14 protein-coding genes and 1 tRNA gene are annotated in these 18399 nt (G+C 55.9%); 7 read left to right on the forward strand and 8 right to left on the reverse strand.

Features of this window, described 5'->3' with window-relative positions:
- Nucleotides 1–306 precede the first annotated feature (306 nt).
- The 8 genes from NSJP_RS05560 to rplI form a co-directional block, all read right to left on the reverse strand.
- Nucleotides 307–720, reverse strand: a complete 414-nt coding sequence (locus NSJP_RS05560; protein ID WP_080885931.1) for a response regulator — start codon at nucleotides 718–720, stop codon at nucleotides 307–309.
- Between the two features lie 103 nt (nucleotides 721–823).
- Nucleotides 824–1717, reverse strand: a complete 894-nt coding sequence (locus NSJP_RS05565; RefSeq protein WP_172834187.1) for a prohibitin family protein — start codon at nucleotides 1715–1717, stop codon at nucleotides 824–826.
- Nucleotides 1718–1753: 36 nt separating this feature from the next.
- Nucleotides 1754–2113 carry a hypothetical protein gene (locus NSJP_RS05570; protein WP_080885933.1) on the reverse strand — a complete coding sequence of 120 codons (360 nt, stop codon included), beginning with the start codon at nucleotides 2111–2113 and terminating at the stop codon, nucleotides 1754–1756.
- 589 nt (nucleotides 2114–2702) lie between these two features.
- Entirely contained in the window at nucleotides 2703–3374 is a 672-nt protein-coding gene (locus NSJP_RS05575) for a response regulator transcription factor (RefSeq protein WP_080885934.1), read from the reverse strand.
- Nucleotides 3361–4467 carry a sensor histidine kinase gene (locus NSJP_RS05580; RefSeq protein ID WP_172834188.1) on the reverse strand — a complete coding sequence of 369 codons (1107 nt, stop codon included), beginning with the start codon at nucleotides 4465–4467 and terminating at the stop codon, nucleotides 3361–3363. The genes NSJP_RS05575 and NSJP_RS05580 overlap by 14 nt, the downstream gene beginning before the upstream one ends.
- Before the next feature lie 97 nt (nucleotides 4468–4564).
- Complete coding sequence (gene nrdR / locus NSJP_RS05585; protein WP_080885936.1) at nucleotides 4565–5029, reverse strand: transcriptional regulator NrdR; 465 nt, start codon at nucleotides 5027–5029, stop codon at nucleotides 4565–4567.
- 45 nt (nucleotides 5030–5074) lie between these two features.
- Entirely contained in the window at nucleotides 5075–6316 is a 1242-nt protein-coding gene (locus tag NSJP_RS05590; protein ID WP_407938651.1) for a serine hydroxymethyltransferase, read from the reverse strand.
- A 44-nt stretch (nucleotides 6317–6360) separates the two neighbouring features.
- Nucleotides 6361–6837: a 50S ribosomal protein L9 gene (rplI, locus tag NSJP_RS05595; protein ID WP_080885938.1), complete on the reverse strand. Its 477-nt coding sequence runs from the start codon at nucleotides 6835–6837 to the stop codon at nucleotides 6361–6363.
- A gap of 163 nt (nucleotides 6838–7000) precedes the next feature.
- Between rplI and NSJP_RS05600 the strand changes: the two genes are divergently transcribed.
- From NSJP_RS05600 to NSJP_RS05640, 7 genes are all read left to right on the forward strand, one after another.
- A complete protein-coding gene (locus tag NSJP_RS05600) occupies nucleotides 7001–8497 on the forward strand; it encodes a hypothetical protein (RefSeq protein ID WP_080885939.1) in 1497 nt (498 codons plus the stop codon).
- 83 nt (nucleotides 8498–8580) lie between these two features.
- Nucleotides 8581–8667 (forward strand) — tRNA-Leu (locus NSJP_RS05605).
- 633 nt (nucleotides 8668–9300) lie between these two features.
- Complete coding sequence (locus NSJP_RS20050) at nucleotides 9301–9513, forward strand: helix-turn-helix domain-containing protein (RefSeq protein WP_080885941.1); 213 nt, start codon at nucleotides 9301–9303, stop codon at nucleotides 9511–9513.
- Nucleotides 9510–11444, forward strand: coding sequence for an AAA family ATPase (locus NSJP_RS05620; RefSeq protein WP_080885942.1), 1935 nt, complete (start codon nucleotides 9510–9512; stop codon nucleotides 11442–11444). Before NSJP_RS20050 ends, NSJP_RS05620 begins: the two co-directional genes overlap by 4 nt.
- A 431-nt stretch (nucleotides 11445–11875) precedes the next feature.
- Complete coding sequence (locus NSJP_RS05630; protein WP_080885944.1) at nucleotides 11876–12424, forward strand: terminase small subunit; 549 nt, start codon at nucleotides 11876–11878, stop codon at nucleotides 12422–12424.
- 353 nt (nucleotides 12425–12777) lie between these two features.
- Nucleotides 12778–13302, forward strand: a complete 525-nt coding sequence (locus tag NSJP_RS19715; protein ID WP_155969910.1) for a hypothetical protein — start codon at nucleotides 12778–12780, stop codon at nucleotides 13300–13302.
- Nucleotides 13303–13656: 354 nt separating this feature from the next.
- The gene (locus NSJP_RS05640; protein ID WP_080885946.1) at nucleotides 13657–18252 is read left to right on the forward strand and encodes an AAA domain-containing protein; all 4596 of its coding nucleotides are present in this window, start codon (nucleotides 13657–13659) and stop codon (nucleotides 18250–18252) included.
- Nucleotides 18253–18399 lie beyond the last annotated feature (147 nt).

The raw sequence follows: 18399 nt of genomic DNA on the forward strand, positions 1-18399 counted from the left end.
TGGCGCATTTCCGAGGGTTCAAACGACTGGGAAATGCCCGAGTGGCATCGTGAGGACGGAACACAAACGAATGAGATTCGCGCGATCTCGCGAGGACGGATCGATCCCGGGGCATCGGCCAGGAATGACGGCACGGTGTCGAAAAGCGGACGGTCCGCGCTGGCTCGGCATTCAGAATCCCATCAGTCTGGATGGAGGAACCGGCGTGGATTGTCGGGATGCCGTGCCGAAGACCGGGAGGAGGGAGCTTGGGATCTCAAGGGTCCGGCTATGGCTGGATCGTGGAGCACCCTCCCGGCACGTGTCCTAGCCGGGCATGCGGGCGGCCGCTGGCTCCCGGTGGGTGTCCAGCGGTTGACGCACCGCAGACAGCAGCACGCTGAGAATGACGTGATGGTCATAAGGAGTCCGTACCCATGCGAAGGCTCCCAACTCAATCATCTGACGTTCGACACCGTCTGTTTCGTTGGAAAGCATAATGACCGGTGTGTCAGGCCAGGTGGCCTGACTCAAGAGAAGAAACTCACGGCCGTCCATCCTCGGTAACCGATCATTGGAGATCACCGCGTCCAAGTGACGTTTATTCATTTCTTCCAATGCGTAGAGGCCATCGGCGGCGAAATGAACGTTATAGCCGGCCCGTCCGAGAAGACCCGCAAGTATCTCGCTGGTGTCGTCATTGTCGTCGACGATGAGAACGCGCTTGCCATAGCCATCCATGACTGTCTCCTCCTATTGCGTTGAATCCGCGCTCGCGGTGTCCCCGAGGAATAGGGAACACCATCGAAGAAGTCCTGCTCGATGAATCGTTTCGGCCCCTTGCTTAACGGGAAGGGACCTCCCCTTGAGAGAGTGAATGCGGCTGATCTAATCCTGGACTCACGAGAACCGGCACGTTCAATTTGTCAGGCAGCAAGACCAGTTTGGCGTTGGGACTGTCGTACAACTTGTACTGGAGATACTCCGGCGTCAGAGTTTTCGTGATCGTGTCCTGCGCCTGGGCCTGGCCGAGTGCGCGAATACGAAGCCCTTCGGCTTCTCCTTCCGACCGAATACGAACGGCATCTCCCTCTCCCCTTGCGCGTCTGCGGGCGATCTCCGCGTCCTTTTCGGCGATCACGAGTTCGAATTCCTTTTGTTCCTTCTCCTGCTCTTTCGCCTGTTTGCGTTCAACGGCATCCAGGACGACCTTGGCCAATTCGATGTCCGCCAACGCCACACTGGCAATCTCCAGATGCCGACCGCTCAGTTTCTCGACGACCACCGCCTGAACTTTGCTTGCAATTTCCGCGCTTTTTTCAGGGACATGCACCATCGCGTAACCGGACACCACGCTGCGAACGGCCGCCAACAATTCAGGCTTGACGACCCGCGGGTAGAAGTCCGTGCCGATTTCATGGGCCAGAAAATAGACCTCTTGCGGGATCGGCCGCATGATGACGGCGGTCTTCAGTTCCACCAAGAGATCATCGGAACTGAGCGCATCAACCGTTTCCGTGTAGCTCTGCCAGCGAACGTCATAGACATAGACGGAATTCCAGACCGCCCGCCAATAGAACCCGTCTCGCAAGGGTTCTGTTGACAGCCCCTCTGTGAATGGATGCCAGAACAGCCCGCGCTCGCCAGGTTGAACGGTCGTTCCCGCGCATCCTCCCGCCCCGGAGGCTGCGGAAAGAGTCAGAGCCAAGACAAGGATTGGACGTGAGGCGATCGACATCGGGGCCTCCATTTCTGTTCCACGGACCGCGCTCGACTAGTCGTGCACCTCACCGTGCGTCGTCCGGCGATTGTACCCGTCACGGTACCGGCGAGCCGCCCGTGCTTTCTCCTTGGCTTCTTCCTCGTAGTATTGGGCCAAGAGGGTGGCTCCGACGACCCATTCGGATCCCGGACCGAATAAACGCGTATACACCGTCGCCTGATCGGCCACGTTCTCCGCCTTCCTGCTGAATGTCATGGCTTCATTGGCGTGATAGACCGCGATGGATCGCCCGTCATGAGACGGATCGTGAGAATCGAGAGCCAGCGGCTCGCCCGCCCTCGTGCATGACACGACCGAGAGCATCAAGGCACAGCAGAATGGGACGCAATAATCAGAGCTCCGTGTTCTCATGGGGTTTCCTCGCGTGTGAAGGGCAGCCGCGTTGCGAAGGCCTGACAGCCCTGCCCGACGGCCAGGCGGCAGTGATCTCTTGATTCGGGAGTCGGCAGGCGAAGGAACGATTGGAAAGTGCGCCACGGAGCGATCTCCCCTAGCGGTGCAGGTGCGATCCGGCGGAAGAGGGAGAGCGGGAAGAGGTCGGCTCTCTTGATCGATGTGGGAGCAATTTTCGGTCCCTGAGAACATGGGACAGGGAAGGAGACATCCGATTCAAAAGTCTTGGCGCAGCCGAGGAATCGTCCATCGCGATTGCCTCGCACCGCGAACGACCGATCGGAGGATATCCGTCGGCCGTATCTCTTCGCACAGTGCGTACGGTGCAGATTCGCTCGTTGAGCGAGGCGTGGTCCGGCGATCTGCAGGTGTGTCTCGACGTCTCAGAAGAGGGGTGTGGAAAAGAGGTCAGGAAGGAGAGGAGCGTCCGGCTTGAACTGACGGGAGCGGGTCGGATCAGGCCCCGATGAATCCGATAGAGGTCCGGAGGGATGTCTCAAGTCGTCTGCGGTTCTCCGAGGGAGGCCATCTCGGAGAACCGCAGATGTCACGGGCGTGGATCCAACTCGATGAGTCCTTTTCGGATGGCAAGAATGGCTGCTTGCGTGCGGTCATACACCTGCAGCTTATGGAAGATGTTGCGCACATGGTTCTTCACGGTCTTCTCGCTGAGATCCAGACTGTTGGCGATTTCCTTGTTGGTCTTGCCGTCCGCCACGAGGCGCAGGACGGTGATTTCGCGCTCGGTCAGATCATGTTCGACCCACGCCGGCTTCTTCCCCTTTTTCTGCGCCATCAGGGAAAACTCCGCCAGGATCTTGCTGGCGACGGAAGGGTGGATCAGTGATTCGCCACGGTAAATGGCGCGGATGGCGGCGACGATCTGAGAGGACTCGGAGTCCTTCAACAGGTATCCCGTCGCGCCGGCGCGGACGAGGTCGAAGATGTACTGCTGCTCCTCGTACATCGTGAGCGCCACGATGCCGATGTGCGGGAACTCGCGCTTGACCTGGCGGGTCGCCTCCACGCCGCCCATCCGGGGCATGCTCACGTCCATGAGGATGACGTCGGGCAGGAGCGTCCTGGTTTTTTCGACGGCTTCCATGCCGTCCTGGGCTTCACCTACGACCTGGATGTCGTCCTTGGTCTTGAGAATGGCGGCGAGCCCTTCGCGCACCACACGGTGGTCGTCTGCGATCAGAACCTTAATTTTCTCCATCGTCCGGAGTCTCCTTCTTGCCGAGCGGCACTTCCACGACGATCGTCGTCCCACGCCCCTTCTTCGACTGAATGGTGGCCTCCCCTCCGACGAGCCGCGCCCGTTCGACGATGCCGCGAATGCCGAAGTGGTCCCATTTTTCGGGGTTGTGCAGGACCTGTTCCATGTCAAATCCGACGCCGTTGTCCGCAATGGTGACCGTCAGTTTATCAAAGTCGATCTCGAGGCGCACCGACACGCGACTGGCTTTCGCATGTTGGGCGACGTTGCTCAGGGCTTCTTGCACGATCCGGAAGAGAAAGATCTTCGTGCGGGGAAAGAGAATCTGTTCGTCGCCGGACACCGTGAATTCGGTTTTGACCCGGGATTGCGTTTGATAGGACTTCAGGTAGTTCGTCAGACCCGGGATCAGCTCCATCTTGTCGTATTGGAGCGGGCGCAAATTGAAGATGACCTGCCGCGCCTCCTGGATTGCAAGCTTGAGCTGCTGTTTGCTTTCGCGCAGAGTCGCCAGGCTCGCCTTGGGGTTCTTTCTGAGCAGTTGCTGGGACAGTTCCAGCTTGAAATTTACGCCGGCCAGGCTTTGGACCAGTCCGTCGTGGATTTCGCACGCGATCCGCGTACGTTCTTCGGTGACGGCCGCGCCGGTTTCCTTGACGTACAGGCGGTAAAGCGATTGGTATTTGTTGAGCGTCTTTTCGATTTCGCCCGTGGCACGGATGCGGGCTTCGATCAGCTCCCACATGAACTTGGCGCTGGCGCCTCCGAGAATGGTCACGCCCATGCGGTGGAAGTCCTGGAGGACCTTCCAGACTTCCGGACTGCCGGACACGTCGATGATCAGATCGACGCGGTCCAGATTGAGCAGCAGGCGGTAGTCGCGCGTAATGGGAATTTTCAGGCGCTTGGCAAGACCCAAGCCGGGGGCGGCGGAGTTCGTTTCCGCGACAGCCACGATCTCGACCAGGGGGTCGTTCGCGAAAATCTCCATCAGGGCCGTGCCGCCGCGCCCGGCGCCGATAATGGCCACGTGCGTGGATCCGGGCATCGAGCCCGATTTGCGCCGCACGTGAGACGACTTGGCTTGAGCCATGGGCATCGGACAGCCTCGCGATAACGTTAAGATGCTCCGTTCGTCGGACGACAATCGGCGGGATGGGTGAATGGGCGGCGCGGAGTGGGGCGACCTGTCACCGCTCGCGGCGTTGTTGAGCCAACGTTCTCAGTTCATCCATGAACTGGTCGATGTCTTTGAACTCCCGGTAGACGGAGGCGAATCGGACGTAGGCGACCTGGTCCAATTGGTGCAGCTCCTTCATCAACTCTTCGCCGACGATCCGGCTTTCGATCTCCGTTTCCCCCATCTCTTGTATGCGTTTTTCGATGCGGTCGGTGACCGATTCGATCGTCACGGTGCTGATCGGTCGCTTTTCGCAGGCCTTTTTCAGCCCCGAAAGGATTTTGGCCCGGTCGAACGCTTCGCGCCGGCCGTCCTTTTTCACCACGACGGGAAGGATTTCGTCGACGCGCTCGTACGTGGTGAACCGCCGCTTGCACCCGAGGCACTCGCGTCGCCGGCGGATCAATTCGCCTTCCTTCGCCATCCGCGAATCGACCACTTTGTCTTCGACGTCATCACAGAACGGGCATTTCACCGGCGGCGACCTTGTCGGTTCGATGCGGAATGCACGTGCGTTCAATCAGTAGGCGTGAAAGATCGGAAAGCGGCTGCAGAGTTCCTTGGCCTTGGCGCGGACGGTCTCGAGCGCCGCCGGATCCTCCCGGTGTTGAAGCACGGTGTCGATCAGTTCGACGATCGACTTCATCTCCGCTTCCTTCATCCCGCGGGTGGCGACGATCGGGGTTCCCAGCCGGATCCCGCTGGCGATGGCCGGCGGCTTTTCATCGTACGGTACCGCATTCTTGTTGACGATGATTCCCGCCGCATCCAGGGCCGCGTCGGCTTCCTTGCCGGTGATGTTCTTGTTGGTGAGATTGACGAGCATGAGGTGCGTGTCGGTTCCGCCGGACACGATCCTGTATCCCCGGTCGAGAAGGCCCTGAGCCATAACCTTGGCGTTCGTGACGACCTGTTGCTGGTACCGCTTGAAGGCCGGCGACAACGCTTCCTTGAACGCGACGGCTTTCGCCGCGATGACGTGCATGAGGGGGCCGCCCTGCATGCCGGGGAAGACGAACTTGTCGACGGCTTTGGCATGCTCGGCCTTGCACATGACGACACCGCCGCGCGGCCCGCGCAGGGTTTTATGGGTGGTCGTGGTCACAAAGTCGGCGTGGGGAACCGGACTTGGATGGAGCCCCGCCGCAATCAGCCCGGCGATGTGGGCGATGTCGACCATCAAATATGCGCCGACCGACTTGGCGATCTGGGCGAATCGGGGGAAATCGATCGTGCGGGCATAGGCGCTGGCCCCGACCACGAGCATCCGCGGCCGGCATTCCTCGGCCAGTTTCTGGACCGCCTCGTAATCGATGGTCTCGGTCCGGCGGTCTACGCCGTAGGAAAATGCGCGGAAGATCGAGCCCGAAAAATTGACTTTGCTGCCATGCGTCAGGTGTCCGCCCTGGGCCAGATCCATGCCGAGGATCGTGTCGCCAGGCTTCAGCACGGAGAGATAGGCCGCCATGTTCGCCTGTGAGCCGGAATGGGGCTGGACGTTGACGTGCTCCGCTCCGAAGATCTGCTTGCACCGTTGGATGGCCAGGTCTTCCACGGTGTCGACGTGCTGGCATCCGCCGTAATAGCGCTTGCCCGGGTAGCCCTCCGCATACTTATTGGTCATGAGGGAGCCCTGGGCAGCCAAGACCGCGGGGCTGGCGAAGTTTTCCGACGCGATCAGCAGGAGCTTATGGCGCTGGCGTTCCTCCTCGGCGTCGATGGCGGCATAAACTTCCGGATCGGCGGCGTGCAAGGCGTCCAGCGAACCGACGGCATCCTTCATTGACATCGTGGCATCCCGTTGATTTAGTTCGATGAATCGGAAGCCGGTTCGGCTTCCTGTCTTTTCACCACCCGCACGGTCACGGCCGCAGTCACCTCGCGCGGCATCTTGACGGGCACGGTGAAACTGCCGAGTTCCTTGATCGGATGAGGCAACTGAATCTTCCGGCGGTCGACCTGATAGCCCTGCTCGGCCAACCCTTCGGCGATGTCCTTGACCGTGACGGAGCCAAACATCTTGTCGTCTTTACCGACCTGCGCTTCCACAGTCAGCGTGACCGTCGAGAGTTTCTTCGCGTGGGCTTCGATCTCCAGCTTTTCCTTTTTGGCCCGGTCGGCCGCCACGCGCTTGGCATGCTCAAAGGACTTGATATTCCGGTCGTTGGCGACGACGGCTTTCTTGCGGGGCAGCAGAAAGTTTCTCGCAAATCCATCCTTGACATCAATGAGATCGCCCAAATGGCCGACCCCGTCCATGGTCTCCTGTAAAATGACCTTCATGGCCCTAACTCCTTCTGTTGGAAAGAAAAAGAGGATACTGACGGGAAGCTGAAAAGTCAATTCTGTTCTTCGGTGTCCTACGGATTCGCCGGCGGTTTTGGGTGAATGCTCGGGCGGTCCGGCGCAGCAGCGGCGAACTGGACTCACAGCCTCGGCTGCCCGTATGATGCCGGGCATAATTCCCTTTCGTCTTCGCCATTTTGAACACATGCCTGTCGCCGCACGAGACTTGATTCAAACCTGGGCCGATCGGCTCTCCGACCACCAACGATTGCCGGCTGTGACGGAGATGGACCGGCCGATCGCCCCTGTAGAGGGACGTCTGCTCCACACCGTCGGATCACTGCATCTCTATGAGTTCGTCCTGCCGGCCGGCCGGGCGGTCACAATCGATGCGCCCTTTTCAATCGTCCTCACGGATGACATGGAACCGACGGAGGGGGTGGCCCTTCGGTCTCAGGGCAGTGTCTTACTTGCACAAACCGGGGATGCCATCGGCCCGGTGGTGACCGGGGCGACCATCGTACCGGACCATGCGGGGAATCTGGCATCCCGTGGCACCAGATTGACCGACATGCTTGCTCAGGCCGATACCGTCCGGTTCGGACCGGCCGATCGCCTGGCTCCGATGCTCGAAGCCGGTTCGGGGCATGAGGAAGCCGGCGGAGTGGCCATGCTGTCCACCGTATGGTCCGATGACCCAGCCGCAAGACGGCAGCGCATCGCAGCTCTGGCCATCGAGGCGATTCGTGGGAACAAACGCATTTTGCTCGTCTGCCCGGATCATGAGGCAGCGGACGAGATGGCGGGCACCATCGCCCGTGCCATGAAGGCCGGAGGACTCCTCTACAAAACCTGGATCAGCCGTTATGAAATGACTCTGGCGCGGGAATCGGCCGGCCTGCCCATCCATGAGGTGGGCTTCGAGGCGCAAATGCACCAATTTTATGCGAAGTCCCGGGCCGAGAAAGCGACCCTCCGGCGGAAATACGAGCGGTTCCGGGAGCTGACTCCGCTGCTGGCGTACAAGTCGCAAAAGCAGAAGGACCTCGACGAGGTGCGCCTGCTCGAATGGCGGCTCTTGACCCAGGTCAACGATCTTCGGCGGAAGCTCCAGGAAGGAAATGAGACGCTGGCGGGATATGAAAAGCTGCCGCTTCTGCGCAGGCTCAGTATGCAGGCCGTGGGCAAAAACGTCGAATCGCTGCATCAGTACCGGGAGCTGTACGAACACCAGATCGCGGGTCTCATGAAGGAGCTGGAGATCGCCAGGGGCCGCATCGCCGAGCTGGCGCCCGAAGCGGCGGTTCCCAAAGAGATACGACCGGAATTCGAAGAGTTGAAGGAAGACATTGTACGGCTGGGGGGGACGAAAAAAATCCGGGAACTGTTGGCCGCCGAGGAAAACACCAACCGCCAGGCGTTCATTCAGAACCGACGCCTGGTCATCACCACGGCCGCCCGCGTCTTGGGCGATCCCTTGTTCAGCCGCGTCAGATTCGACGTTCTCATTGCCGACAACGCGCCTTGGATCGGGGCGGCAGAGCTGCTCGGATCGGCGGCCCTCGTGAGGGAGCGAATTATTCTCACCGGCGCCCGACAAGACATCGCGACGGCCGGACTATGGACATCGACCGCCTTGCCGTCCCGGGGAAGCTGAAGGCGGTCGCTAAGAGAGTTGCTTGACGCGGACGAGGCCAATTCAGGATAATCCCGTTCCTCGTCCGTTCGACCAAGCCTCTTGCCGAAGTGGCGGAACTGGCAGACGCACTAGATTCAGGGTCTAGCGCCCGCAAGGGTGTCCGGGTTCAAATCCCGGCTTCGGCACCAACCTTCCACAGATCATCATGGAACTGATTTTTGCCAGGATTTCCTCGGTTATGGCCTATACGAACATCGGTTAAGATCTTTGAGTATCGGCGAGTTCGTTTGCACCAGGTTTGCAATCTTAGTGGGCACATACCCTCACGTGTGAACTCCAAATTTAGGCTGGTAGGCGATGAATATTTACGAATGGGGCGCTATCCAAGCCTTCAGGCGAGGTGATAGGGAGCCACTAGCGAAATTGCTCAAAGAACGAGACCTGAGCATGCCTCTTTCGAAGAAACTTTATGAGGTATTTCAAGAGCTAGTTGATGGAAAGACAGGCCGAGCGAAAGGTCGTCCAGTGGTTGGAGACCTCTGCGAGCAGATGTACCTCGCCTATCTCGTGGGGTTTCACGTTAGAAATGGTTTAAGAGTTAAAGAAGCTCTCGACAAAGTTTCTAAGGAGCGGAAGCGCACATTTTCTTATGTCGAGAGGGCTCATCAGAAACACCGCACAGTCGCTTCCCTATTCTTTGATCCCTCCAACTGAGCTCAATAAATAGCCCCCGTTTGTTAGACCCTAAAAGCGCTAGAACAATCCATCTCGCCTAGGCTAGACATGTCTCCAGACAGTTAATTTCTGCGAGGCAAGTCTCAATGGAAACAGTCACTAATAACAAGAAGCCTTCATTTGAGGAACTTGGCGACTGGTTAAGCCCCGAAGAGGTCCGTGTCTTTCTCGGCCTCGGACGAGCAACCGTCTACGAGTTGATTCGCTCGCGCCAATTGCCCAGTCGTCGCTTCGGTAGACGTATCCGAGTACCGAAGGCTGCACTGTCTCCTCGCATCGAGTCGATGGTGAACGCATGAAGCCTTGCTCAACCTCCCCAACTGATTGCTCGAATTTGATGACGTCGGCTGAAGTAAAGACTGCTGTAGCGGTGCAAATGATCTTGAGGGCTTACGGGAGCGCTCCCGATGAAAAAGGAAAGTGGAATTGCCTGTTTCCCGAACGACATAAGAACGGAGATCTACATCATAGCGTTACGGTGAAGGGCGATATCGCGACGTGTTGGAGCCAGAAGTGTTTTGAACAAGCTGACATCTTTCGTCTCGTCGCGCTGAAGGAAGGCATCCAGACATTTGCCGATCAAAAGAAGCGCGTCATTGAACTCGCAGGACTGAGTAAGAGAAATGGCACCAGGCTTGGGAAAATCGTGGCGACATATGACTATACAGACGAGAGAGGAACTCTCCTCTTCCAAGTTCTTCGGTATCATCCCAAAACCTTCCGGCAGCGGCGGCCGGTCGGTCAAAGCGACTGGTTATGGAATGTGAATGATACTCGGCTCGTGCTCTACCGTCTGCCGCTAGTGTTGAAGGCCGATTATGTATTAATCGTTGAGGGCGAAAAAGATGTAGAGAGAGCCTATGAGCTAGGTCTTCCTGCGGGCTGGGCTGCTACGTGTAACCCAATGGGAGCGGAGAAATGGAACGACGGTTACTCCGAGGCTCTAAGCGGCAAACGGGTGGTCATTCTGCCCGATGCTGATGAACCAGGGCGAAAGCATGGAGCAAAAATCGCGCATTCCCTCACAGGAATAGCCACGAGCGTTGAATGGATAAGTTTGCCCACAAACGCCAAAGACTTTTCTGAATGGGCGGTAGAGAAAACTGAAAGAGATGTTGCTGGTTTACTCTCAAAGATAGTTCCACAGCCACAAACATTTGGGCTTCAGTTTACATCGTTGGCTGAACTGCTCACTGAACCCGATGAGCTGACAACATGGCTCGTCGAGCAACGCTTGGTGGTCGGCGGACTGTCGCTGCTTTGCGGAAAACCAAAAGCCGGGAAAAGCACGTTGGCTCGGAATCTCGCGCTGAGCGTCTCTCGCGGTACTCCCTGGCTTGGCATGGAAACCGTTCAGGGATTGGTCTTCTATCTTGCCCTTGAAGAGAAACGATCGCAGATACGTAAGCACTTTCAACTGATGGGAGCGACGGGAGCCGAGGCAGTCCATATTTTTTGCGCCCCCTCGCCTGCAAATGGGCTAACACAACTTAGAGCCGCTACGGAACGCGACAAACCTGTATTGATCATTGTGGATCCTCTATTCCGATTCACGAGAGTGCGAGACTGCAATGATTACGCGTCGGTTACTTCAGCTCTGGAGCCATTACTTGTTCTGGCACGTGAATCAAATGCACATGTTCTCGCGGTTCATCACTTGGGAAAGGGAAATCGAGACGGCGGTGATGCCATTCTCGGCTCAACCGCAATTTTTGCCGCAGTTGACGCTGCGCTCATCCTCAAACGTACAGAAAAATATCGAACGCTGAGTTCCATTCAGCGCTATGGAGAAGATCTCGAAGAAGTCACTCTCAGCATGGAGGGCGAAAACGGGCTGATTTCCATTGGCCCATTGCGAAAGGATGCAGAAGAGGTTGCGATAGCTACGCTCATTCTCGACTTTCTAGCAACGCAGGGGAAGCCCGTCGAGGAATCAGTGATTCATGACAACATTTGGAGTCGTAAGGCAATCAAAGTAAAGGCACTCCGGCGCTTGGTTGAGGATAGGAAGGTTTTACGTCAGGGGGCCGGTAAGAAAGGGAACCCATTTATTTATTCAAATGCTGGTTTCCTAGTTCCCTCTATATATAGGGAACCAGAAACATGGAAAGGGGAATTGATCGAAAGTCTAAGCAACTCTAAAGGAAATGCTAGTTCCCATCTGCTTGCGGGTTCCGGGACAGCTTCGAAGTATTCAGAGTCAGAGGCGGAAGTGATCGACCTATGCTGATTGAAACCTCCCTACCTCTAATACTGCTGATACCTTCTGGTGAACTTCGGCTGAAGGCAGGCCAGTTCGTGGACCTTCCTGATGAGCAGGCCAAGCGATTAATAGAGAAGGCCGCCGGTAAGGTTCGAGTAGTGTCATTATCTAAGCCCGTGATGATCCAATCGCCGCTTCGTCAACCACGTTCTGTATATTGGGAACGGGCGGATGGATCAATTGCTGGACCAGCGGAACCAGAGATTTTGGAATGCGTGGAAGTTGGGTCCCAGGAATCCTTTTGGGTGGTGGTGCAGTATGAAGGGGTGCCAGTCTGGATCTCTTCGGCCGTATTGAGGACCGATCGGGGTGTTTGAACACAGGGCCCGACCCACACCTTTGATGGACCAGTATGAATGGTCTCTTTCTCTTCAACGGTTGTTAAAGGATTCTGACCTGTGAACAATCTTCGATTGAAGCATCGCCGATTTGTTGAAGAATACGTGATCGATTTCAATGGTGCACAGGCCGCAATTCGCGCGGGCTACTCCAAAAAGACAGCTCGACAGATCGGTCAGAGATTGTTGACAAATGTTGACATTACGAAGGCGATCGAGCAGCGAATGAGGCATTTCACTATGCAATGCGAACTCAAGACCGAAGCTATACTTAGGCAGCTCACGCGGATCTGCTTTTCAGATATACGAAAGATTTTCGATTCCGATGGCAAACCTCTGAAGTTGCATCAACTCGACGACGACACAGCCGCCGCAGTCTCAAGTATGGAAGTAGCCGGCAGCAGCATTAAGATTCGATTCTGGAATAAAATTGACGCGTTGAGTCTCGCCGTCCGGATCCTGAACTTGTTCAAAGAGGATACGCTTGCTCAGACCCAAGAGGATAAATACGTGATGATTGTGCCGGCGACCGCTACACACGAAGAATGGTCAAAATGTGTGGAACAACAAACCAAGCAGAAGCCAAATGGTCCGTTTGGCCCCAAGTAAAAAGGGTTTCTATGGCAATAACTTGCAAAGGATACTAACAAACTGAAAACCCAAGGACTTTTGCGGACGAAAAGTAGGAGGAGGCTGTCGATTGCCATACGAAGGGTCTATCGCCTGTCATCGACGAACGATTCGGGATATATCTCAAGGTGCCCGTGTGATCATGTCTAGGTTCCGATCGTGTTCTTAGGTCTCACTAACAAAAGGCGCTCTACGTGCGCTCTAACAGGCATGTGCTAACCATCATCTAACCAAGGAGGCTTTGTGACTACGACCATTGAAAAGACACTGCGGAACCAGACTATGACCGTTGTGTGCAACAGGTCGAATCGCTCAAAGGTGAGCGCGCGTAGTTGGTGAAGCGGCAGGCGCAAGCACAAGAGGATCTGGAGCGGTTGAACTGCGAGATCCGAGACGCCGAACGTTCACAGGCCAGTTCGACAACCTTGACCAAGCTTCGCAGTGCGCGAACCACAGCCAAAGAAACAAGCGACGACGTGCAGATGTGCTTAGAAGCCTTCCCTCGGGAGCTTGAACTGGCTGAAGGTGCCGTCATCGGAGCGAAGCGAGCTTGTACGGCTGAACGGTATACGGCCTTGGTCGAGTGTCAGCGCAAGCTAGTCCAAATGATTTCCGAAGCTCTCGAAAGGATCTTCCAGTCCATGAAGATGAAGGAGAGTCTCGCCATTCAGCAGAGGCAGCTGTTGGCCGGCATCGGCAATTACAACTTCTCCCTCGAGAGTGTGCGCCTGGCGACCTGTGTGGAACTCGGGAAGAGGTTTGCGATCGCGGCGGGCTCTCCGGAGCGGCCAACGTCGATTATGGAGCTCGATTGGACATGCCGGTATATGAACCGGGGCGGGGGGTTGGTGGACTAAGGAGTCCAAGCACCGTGAGCGAGCAGACCCACCCAACTCGAAGCGGCAAATCTTAGAGAATCGTCAGTCCAACGGCCAGACATTCCAGACCATGGCGAAGCCCTTAAAGTCTTCGACTTGATAGTCCACGGGGAACAGAGCGGCATGCGAAGGAAGGGATGAACGGTGAAGGGCATGGTGACCTTATAGCGAGATCGATTGTAGGTTAGCTGGAAAGGTGACTCGAGAACCACATGCAACAAATACGTGCATAATCCATCCTAACGGAGATTCCGCGTGAAAATCGTTCTCTGAATTGACCTCTTTCATAGGGACGGCATACACTCCTGCTCTATTTCCTTGAGGCGATGAGAGATGAGCCCAGCGGCAACGCTACTTCACAAGTTGCTTGAGTATATTCATGAGCAAGCGAAAGAGATTGATCCTCGTGGCTTTCGCCTATCCGCATCAAAAGGTTTGGTCTGGCGTCGAGAGGACCTTAGTGGCCTCCCAGGTATAGACTTTGATGTAAAAATCGACGGCGATCATATCTGGCTTAGGCTCCGCCGCCTCGAAGCTACTTCACCCCCAGCCACTCCGACCACCCACAAGGACATTATCCGTGTAAGCGTCGACCCGCACGGACCGAAGCCATTGGTCGACGAAGCAGCATTCCTTCATCGCATGACTCAGCTGCTCGCTGACAAGATACCGGAAGATCAAGCCACCATTGAGGCACGCGAGCGAGCTGCACTAGAGAACGTGTTGAAGGAGTATTCCACGCTATGGGAGTCCTGGGCGGAAGGCGAATGCCCCCGACGCAAGACCATCGAATTATATGGTGACCTATTTGCCATCAAACACCAATTGGAAGCTGAGGAAACAGCAAAACCGCAGGAGTTGGTGTGGGGTATTGGCGCTTCATTGTGGAACCTACCATGGGAAGAGGGGATTGTTAACTTCGAATATCCACTGATCACCCAGGCCGTTGAAATATTCATGGACGAGGCGACTCTGGCGTTAGACATCCGGCCTCGTGCCACTCCATCACGCGTGGAGATGGATGCCTTCATTGCCTGCGGTGTCGCCGGGGCGGCCGAGGTCGAACGTGCCATGCGCGCGCACCTTGACGCTCACAGGGACCAGCCTGTCACGCCCTTTGACAGTTCCAGCTACAGCGACATATTGAAACTCGCGGCAGGTGGATTAGATAGCCAAGGCTCCTATCAGGAATGTCTTGCTCCTGAGTCTGTGTTTCCGAGCCCGGGAGACCATCTGATCGTGACAAATACCTGGGCAGTGTTGGCCAGACCCCGTTCCAACAATTACCTGCTCGAGGATCTTCGGCATCTGCAGGAGAGTTTGGACGCAGGTTGCCCTATTCCCATGGGTCCACAGGCCTTAGTCACGCGACCTACAGACCTTCAGATCGAGCCTGATTCAATCAGATTCCGAGGATTGTCGAGCCGAGGCGATGTGGGCAACGGTCCGGTGAGGGAACTCTACTTTCCACTTCCTTATAACGATGAGCAAGTCACAATCATCAAATGCCTCGAACGAGCCGCCGGTGTGACCGTTCAAGGCCCGCCGGGAACAGGGAAAACCCATACAATAGCCAACATCATCTGTCACTACTTGGCGACGGGACGCCGCGTCCTTGTGACCTCGAGAGGAGAACCTGCACTCGAGGTCCTCCAGAAGAATATTCCGGAGGAAGTTCGACCACTCACAGTCGCCTTGCTCGCAAGTGACCGGGAGGGAGTCCGGCAATTTCAAGCCTCTGTCGAAAGTATTCAGCATCAGGTTTCGCAGCTCAATCTGGAGCAGGCTCGACAGGACATTGTATTGCTGCAGAATGCGATCGGAAGGGCTCATGTGGATGTCATGGGAATTGACAAACGAGTAGATGAAATTGCCCTCTCGCAACTCTCTCACGTCATCGTCGACACGGTCGAACGACGCCCCCAGGAATTGGCGGAGCTTGTAGTATCTGGTGAAGACCGTTTTGGGTGGTTCGATGACTCGGTTACGCTTACCCCTGACCAAGCACCTCCTCTATCACAGGAAGAAGCCGGAGAGCTACGAGCCGCAAGGCGCCGTCTTGCGGCGGATCTTGTGTATGTTCAGACCGTGATCCCCTCTGCGGACGACTTGCTTCCGACTGCGCGGATAGCCTCTCTCCATGAGGTGCTATCGCAGATGAAAGTTATCGAAACAGAGATCTTTGAGGGGACACTTCCTTCCTTGAAAGCGATAACCCCTGATGTGCTCCAATCTGCTCGTGATTTGACGGCCTGTCTTGTTGAGGCAATAGAATTGACGGAGACACTAGAGCGCATTGCCGACACCTGGCCTATGACGCTTCGCACTAAGTGCAAATTGAGTTCGTTCGCGGCCGAACGTCAAGCGCTTGAATCGCTTTTCGCCGACGTGACGAGCCTGACGAGGGCAAGGGCGCAGTTTCTCCATCGTCCGGTCAAATTCCCCGAAGCAGGACTCATGTCGCCCAAGACTCGTGAGGCAGTCATGCGCGCGGTTTCCGATGGTAAACCATTTGGGATGCTGTCATTTGGCCAAACCGAGGCCAAGACCCACCTTGCGAACGTGCGTATTGGCGGGCTGCCGCCTCAGACAGCTGCGGATTGGATGCACCTACTTCGCTTTCTCAACCTCCATGAGGAAATGTTGTCTTTTACGGTACGTTGGAACCATCTGGCATCCGATCTCTCGCTTCCTAGCTTCACTCACCACGGCAATCTCCTACGCGAGATTGAAGTCGTCGTGACAACTGCACAGAACGCCCATCGGCTGGCAACCCATTACGATGTGGTACTGCCCAAGCAAGCTGAGGCCGTATTTCTGCAAGCACCACATGAAGCCCTTTCAGGTTCGTCATCGGAATTAAAGATCATTCGGGATCATCTCCTAAGACATCTTCACAGAGTGAACCTGGCACAAGCAGCCACGGAACTCGCGATGCTCCGAGAAAAGTTGGCGGGAAAGACTGGGCCGATCGTTGAACAATTCCATATATTCCTCCAAGGCACACTTGGCAATCCGCAGATCACGACCGAAAGCGTTGTAGCTCGATATGCCGACTTACTCGCGGAACTGGCACGCCTTGCTAGTCTGTCCCGTCAACTCGCTCTCGTTTGCGATCTTGGGACACGGCTTCAAAAGGCAGGGGCTCCGAAATTAGCGGAACGCGTCCGCACTCACCCTCTGACCACTTCGGGAGATGATACAGTCTTTCCCGTATCCTGGCGTGAGGCCTGGAATTGGGCTCGCATGCGAACACATCTGGAGGCTATCGAGTCACGTCAGGAACTACATGCACTGGCAGCACGGCGACAGGAACTTGAAGCTGGGTTAGCGCGGCTCTATAGGGAACTCGTCGCAAAGGCTGCATGGATCTCGACAAAGCAGAATGCAACACATCTAGTGCTCCAGGCCTTGGCTGGATACGCGACGGCCATCCGACGTATAGGGCAAGGGACTGGCCCTAATGCGACTCGATATCGCCGTGATGCTCGCGATGCGATGACGGATGCGGCTGGAGCGGTGCCTTGTTGGATTATGAGTCATGCGCGGATTTCCGAGGCAATGCCAGCGGACATTGGTGCATTTGATCTAGTTATTGTGGATGAAGCCAGTCAATCGGATCTCTGGGCATTGCCTGCAATCTTGCGGGGGAAAAAGGTTCTCATTGTTGGAGATGATAAGCAGGTTTCACCAGATGCGGGTTTTATTGCAGGAGAGAGAATTCGAGAACTGAAAGCTCGGTTCCTGACTGAGCAGCCATACGGTGTCGAGATGACACCCGAGAAGTCGCTCTACGACCTCGCCGCCCGTGTATTTGCGTCTGACCAAGTCATGCTTCGGGAGCACTTTCGATGTGTCCCTTCGATCATCGCATACTCTAATCGCATGTTCTACGGAGGCAAAATTTGGCCATTGCGCATTCCCCGACCGAGCGAACGGATCGATCCACCGTTGATAGATCTCTATGTTGAAGGAGGGATTCGAGATTCGCGCGATCGCAACACATCTGAGGCACAGGCCATTGCTGAAGAGATTGAGAGCATTCTTCGAGACAAACGGTTTGCGAATCGGACCATCGGCGTGGTGTCTCTACTCGGGATTGAACAGGCCAAATACATTGACATGGTAGTACGAAAGCGATGCGATGGGCCAGAGCTCATTCGACGGCGATTTGAGTGCGGCGATGCTCGTACATTTCAAGGAAGCGAGCGCCATATCATGTTTCTCAGCATGGTCGTCGATACGGCGAACTGCAAAGCGTTGTCAGGGACCATGTTCGAACAGCGTTTCAATGTTGCGGCATCTCGAGCTAGAGACCGTATGTATTTGGTTCGATCGGTAAACATTGCCTCACTTTCCGATAGAGATATTCGCAAGACCTTACTTGTGCATTTTGACAAACCAATGGTAACCGATGAAGCCGAAGCAGATCGCTTAATCGAGCGTTGTGAGTCTGAATTCGAGAAACAGATGTTCAATGCCCTCGTGGACAAAGGGTATCGCGTTATTCCCCAAGTAAAGACCGGGGCCTATCGGATTGATATGGTGGTAGAAGGAGCCGGGGATGCCAGGCTCGCGATCGAGTGTGATGGCGATCAATTTCATGGACCTGATCGATGGCCACATGACATGAGCCGCCAGCGTATTCTTGAGCGGGCGGGATGGCGCCTCTGGCGGTGCTTTGCTTCGACGTGGATCTTACATCGTAAGACCGTCTTCAACGAGCTAATAGGTGTCCTTGATTCTATGGGTATCGCTCCCATCGGGGCACTGACCCAGGCACCAACCTTGGTAGAAAAGCGCCAGTGGGTAAGTCCTGCATTGAGTTCGGAACCACTTCCCGTTCCTACTGACGGACCTTCAATAAAGCCCTCCTTGATACCGCCAAACCTGCGTGCCGCTAAATCTCCACCTTTTGCTTATGATTGATCCAGCAACCTTGCCGGAATAGGTATGAATTGAGGCTTATCAAAACACTAAGGCAGTCCTTGTAAACGTGTCACTGAGTTCGAACGGCTCCTTCGGCCCCAACCTCAATTCCCCAAGATTCCGCAAGGTTGCAAAGACCGCTAACCG

The organism is Nitrospira japonica (assembly GCF_900169565.1).
GTDB classification, from domain to species: Bacteria; Nitrospirota; Nitrospiria; order Nitrospirales; family Nitrospiraceae; genus Nitrospira_C; species Nitrospira_C japonica_A.

Bases quoted from the DNA above. Each gene is read 5' to 3' on its own strand.
- rplI (WP_080885938.1), bottom strand. From the start codon at position 6,837: ATGAAGGTCATTTTACAGGAGACCATGGACGGGGTCGGCCATTTGGGC.
- NSJP_RS20050 (WP_080885941.1), top strand. From the start codon at position 9,301: ATGGAAACAGTCACTAATAACAAGAAGCCTTCATTTGAGGAACTTGGC.
- NSJP_RS05570 (WP_080885933.1), bottom strand. From the start codon at position 2,113: ATGAGAACACGGAGCTCTGATTATTGCGTCCCATTCTGCTGTGCCTTG.
- NSJP_RS05580 (WP_172834188.1), bottom strand. From the start codon at position 4,467: ATGGCTCAAGCCAAGTCGTCTCACGTGCGGCGCAAATCGGGCTCGATG.
- NSJP_RS05640 (WP_080885946.1), top strand. From the start codon at position 13,657: ATGAGCCCAGCGGCAACGCTACTTCACAAGTTGCTTGAGTATATTCAT.
- NSJP_RS05560 (WP_080885931.1), bottom strand. From the start codon at position 720: ATGGATGGCTATGGCAAGCGCGTTCTCATCGTCGACGACAATGACGAC.
- NSJP_RS05620 (WP_080885942.1), top strand. From the start codon at position 9,510: ATGAAGCCTTGCTCAACCTCCCCAACTGATTGCTCGAATTTGATGACG.
- NSJP_RS05575 (WP_080885934.1), bottom strand. From the start codon at position 3,374: ATGGAGAAAATTAAGGTTCTGATCGCAGACGACCACCGTGTGGTGCGC.
- NSJP_RS05565 (WP_172834187.1), bottom strand. From the start codon at position 1,717: ATGTCGATCGCCTCACGTCCAATCCTTGTCTTGGCTCTGACTCTTTCC.
- NSJP_RS05600 (WP_080885939.1), top strand. From the start codon at position 7,001: ATGATGCCGGGCATAATTCCCTTTCGTCTTCGCCATTTTGAACACATG.